Below are 1,860 nucleotides of genomic sequence, written 5' to 3' on the forward strand. Positions count from 1 at the left end.
CCATGCGCCAACGGCAAACAGCAGCGCGCCGAGTACGTCAAGGAACGTGAACTTTCCAAGTTCGAACCCCTTGTTGGCAGCTTCATAAGCGCTTTGGGCACTGGGGAGCATGTCGTTGCGCAACAGTTCAAACTGCTGGCGGGCAGTGCGCAGCCGCATGTGCGCTTGGGAAAGTTCGCTTTTCAGGCGTATATGGACGGCGTTGAGCTCGTCCTGCGCCTGGTAGGCCCGTTCCTGCGCTGCTCCGATGTTGCCTTGGTTTCGATCAAACAACGGCAGGGGCATCGAGATACTCACCAGTCCCAGCGTGCCGTTATATTCATCTGAGCGTTGGGCACCTACGCTAACCGTCACGTTAGAAAAGCGATTCGTCCTTTCCAGCTCCAACGCAGCCCGACGTCTTTCTGCTTCCCGACGCGCGCGGGTTAGTTGAGCGGAATCGCTCAAGCGGCTATAAAGCTCAGCTAGTTCGGGAAGCGGAGGTACTGCCTCTGCCGGCTCTAGTACTCGCTCAAAGCGTGGCTGTGGGTTTCCCCAGTTGGCCGCCAGACGAGTGCGCGCAGCTTCGAGTTCAGCTGTGGCCTGGGCAAGCTCCACTTGCACTCCAGTAGCCGCAACCCGCGCCCGGGTTTCCTCTACGGGAGAAACCATGCCGGCCCTCACACGCCGATTGGCCACGTTCACTGCTTGCTTCGCAAGCTTTGAAGCAGCCTGAGCGAGCTCCAGCCGTTCTTGAGCAGTAAGCACATCGTAGTATGCGCCCATCACTGCCCCCCTCAGTCGAGCTTGAGCGTCCTGTAGGTCGGCGGCCGCTACGTCCATGGCGCGTTGCGCTGCCTCAATACGAGCCGAACGTTTACCACCCAGCTCTATTTCTTGGCTCAGCTCAAGCGTCGTCTCGGGGGCATCACCTCGGATTCCCTCCTGGCTAGCGGACAATATTGGATTCGGACGCGCTCCGGCTTGGCTAATCAATGCGCGAGAAGCAGCCAGCTCACGTCTTGCAGCAGCCAGTTCAGGGCTTGCAGAGCTAGCGAGTTCCAAGGCGCGTACAAAGCTTATGGAGTCGACAGACTCAACGGGGAAGGTATTTGACACACTGACAGGTAAGGTCTGTGTGAAGGTCGGCAACTCTAAGGGTTGCGCAAAGGCGAGATTGCACGACAACATCGACAACCCCAGCGGTAAAAGAACTTTTCGCACCGAAATCTCCTAGAAAAGGGAAGGTTCGGTGAGACGTCAGATACAGATAAATGGCGTCCTACTGGTTAATCTGGCGTCTCACCGGCTTTGCACCGATGCGCCAATTAGGTTTCTCAGGACGCCCCGCTTCAGCCGATGCGTAGCTAGCAGAAGAAAACGGTTTCAAGCTTATTGATAATACCGAACCGGGAGAAATCCCTTTCCTTATAAGCGGCTTGATATGGTCGCCATGAAAGACACAGTCTCCATCCAGACTGATTTTTTTTGCGGCTTTTGACGATCCTTCCTCGTCAGCACCCAGAGACTCGTGCGAATGTTCGTGATGTCCAAGATGATTTGCTGCCGAACCATCCTCATGTCTGCAGCTCGTGCTAACAACTGCCCATGATGATTGCAATGGGAACAGGGCTAGCAACAACAGCAGAACTATTTTTCTCATCCAAGGCAAAACGATGACTTCCTGGTTTAGATGTCGAATCCAATCATAGAGCTACCCCCGCCAAGACGCGGAACACAGCGCCGCTACTGCGACAGTGATTCGTCCTGGGTTTAGGACACAATACACGAAAGCGTTGGCGGCGGCAAAAACTGAGTGCAACACCTGACCTTTCCGGTACGGTGCTGCCCCTATGTCTTATACCGAACTCAGCGTTGAAG

At 55.4% G+C, this 1,860-nt stretch carries 1 protein-coding gene; it reads right to left on the reverse strand.

Features of this window, described 5'->3' with window-relative positions:
* The coding region (locus RT582_RS09050) for a TolC family protein (protein WP_313477189.1) at positions 1–1,203 on the reverse strand (1,203 nt) is incomplete at its 3' end.
* Between the last annotated feature and the right edge of the window lie 657 nt (positions 1,204–1,860).

Source organism: Stutzerimonas kunmingensis, from assembly GCF_032106285.1.
Taxonomy (GTDB): domain Bacteria; phylum Pseudomonadota; class Gammaproteobacteria; order Pseudomonadales; family Pseudomonadaceae; genus Stutzerimonas; species Stutzerimonas kunmingensis_B.